Raw genomic sequence first — 1,572 nt, 5'->3', positions numbered from 1 at the left:
TCTTTAATGTTGTAGCATATGCTTTACTTGCTCAGTTGTTAAATTGCGAATGAACTCGATTAAATCAATGGCTTCAATACCAAACTCATTACATTTTTCTACATATCTTTGATAAGCTTTAGTGTACATATCCATAAATAAAACTCCTTTCGCATGTTGTTTTTGTTATTTATATTGTATTATAACAGAAATAAAAAAATCAACAACTGTTATATAATTATTTAAAAGTTTTATCTTCACCATCTTTTGTATGTACGAGTAGTAGAAATGAAAGCATTGTAGTACAATAGAGTAGGTCATGGAAAGAATTTATACATATTTCACCAATCGAGAAAGGATGGACATGAATGCATATGATTGAATTAATTAAGGCGCTCATTTTAGGACTTGTCGAAGGGATGACGGAGTTTGCGCCTGTTTCGTCGACAGGTCATATGATTATTGTTGATGATATGTGGCTAAAATCGAGCGAGTTTTTAGGAAAATATGGGGCGAATACGTTTAAAGTCGTCATTCAGCTTGGCTCGGTGTTAGCTGCTGTTGTTGTATTTAAAGATAAGTTTTTCGAATTGCTTCATTTGCGAAAGCGTGAAAGAAAAAATGGGCCACATTTGACACTCGGGCACATTTTTATTGGGCTCGTCCCTGCTGGGGTGTTAGGTGTTTTATTTGAAGACTATATTGATGAACATTTGTTTTCGACTGAAACGGTTCTTATTGGGCTTGTGCTTGGGGCATTGTTAATGATTGCGGCTGATCGTTTCGGGAAACGAACGGTGGCACAGACAGTAGATGACATTACGTATAAACAAGCGTTTATTGTCGGACTTGTACAATGCCTATCCCTTTGGCCTGGGTTTTCGCGTTCAGGTTCGACCATTTCAGGTGGTGTACTTGTTGGAATGAGCCACCGTGCCGCAGCAGACTTTACATTTATTATGGCTGTACCGATTATGGCGGGGGCAAGCGCCATTTCGTTATTGAAAAACTGGGAGTACATTACGTTAGATGCGCTACCGTTTTTCATCGTTGGCTTTATTAGCGCATTTATTTTCGCGTTAATTGCTATTCGCTTTTTCTTACGTTTAATTAATCGTGTTCGCCTCGTTCCGTTTGCCATTTACCGCATTGTGCTTGCGGCGGTCATTTATATTGTGTATTTTGCTTAATCTAAAAAGTCCGCTTCGGTAGAAAATACGTCAAAATGAAAACCGAAAGAGTGTTGATGTTACAGCATTCTTTCGGTTTGTTTTTAGATTTTGGGACCAATATATTACTCTTTGGAACAACTCCTTTTATTTCAATCTTTTGATGATTTTCGCGGGGTTGCCTCCGATGACAACGTCATCAGGAACGTCTTTTGTGACAACAGAACCGGAAGCGACGACAACATGATTTCCAATTTTTACTCCTGGATTAATAATTGCTCCTCCACCGATCCATACATGATCACCAATGATAACAGGTTTTCCGTATTCTAACCCTGATGCCCGTTTGAGTGGATCAATGGGATGGGTAGCGGTATAAATATGAGCACCAGGACCGATAAGACAATTGTCTCCAATACGGATT

General features: G+C 38.7%; 3 protein-coding genes. 1 reads left to right on the top strand and 2 read right to left on the bottom strand.

Features of this window, described 5'->3' with window-relative positions; genetic code table 11:
• Positions 1-3: 3 nt before the first annotated feature.
• The gene (locus V7Z64_RS13270; protein WP_003395753.1) at positions 4-135 is read right to left on the bottom strand and encodes a hypothetical protein; all 132 of its coding nucleotides are present in this window, start codon (positions 133-135) and stop codon (positions 4-6) included.
• 212 nt (positions 136-347) lie between these two features.
• Here V7Z64_RS13270 and V7Z64_RS13265 point away from each other — a divergent pair, with 212 nt between their 5' ends.
• Positions 348-1,169, top strand: coding sequence for an undecaprenyl-diphosphate phosphatase (locus V7Z64_RS13265; protein ID WP_297987389.1), 822 nt, complete (start codon positions 348-350; stop codon positions 1,167-1,169).
• 126 nt (positions 1,170-1,295) lie between these two features.
• Here V7Z64_RS13265 and V7Z64_RS13260 read toward each other — a convergent pair.
• A partial coding sequence (locus tag V7Z64_RS13260; RefSeq protein WP_334110750.1) for a DapH/DapD/GlmU-related protein occupies positions 1,296-1,572 on the bottom strand: 277 nt, incomplete at its 5' end.

It is taken from the genome of Anoxybacillus sp. (assembly GCF_036834105.1).
Classification (GTDB): domain Bacteria; phylum Bacillota; class Bacilli; order Bacillales; family Anoxybacillaceae; genus Anoxybacillus.
Note: the sequence above shows the minus strand (reverse complement) of the source record. Positions and strands in the feature narration are given on the sequence as shown.

Bases quoted from the DNA above. Each gene is read 5' to 3' on its own strand.
- V7Z64_RS13270 (WP_003395753.1), bottom strand. From the start codon at position 135: ATGGATATGTACACTAAAGCTTATCAAAGATATGTAGAAAAATGTAAT.
- V7Z64_RS13265 (WP_297987389.1), top strand. From the start codon at position 348: ATGCATATGATTGAATTAATTAAGGCGCTCATTTTAGGACTTGTCGAA.